The 235-nt window shown below is 74.0% G+C and carries 1 protein-coding gene; it reads right to left on the bottom strand.

Going from position 1 to position 235, the window contains the following annotated elements:
• The coding region (gene larC2, locus AC0IVP_RS22190) for a nickel pincer cofactor biosynthesis protein LarC2 (RefSeq protein ID WP_471759316.1) at positions 1-235 on the bottom strand (235 nt) is incomplete at both ends.

Here is a 235-nt window from a genome sequence, read left to right as displayed (position 1 = left end):
CCCGATGGTGGAGGTCTGGGTGAACACCGCCCGCTGGACGGCGGCCGCCGTCTCCGGCCGGGTCAGCACCGACTGGGTGTGCGCCGGGCGGCCCTTCTTCATCACGCTCGGGGTCAGCCAGGCGTCCGAGGCGCCGGCGGCGAAGAGCTGCTCGAGGACGGTGGGCCACAACCGCGGGACCAGGTCGTCGATGTTGGTCTCCAGCAGCAGCGGGGTGCCCGGCTGGGTGCCCGGC

This window comes from Klenkia sp. AC732 (assembly GCF_979256525.1).
The sequence above is the reverse complement of the archived record's forward strand: the minus strand, read 5'-3'. Positions and strand labels throughout refer to the sequence as shown.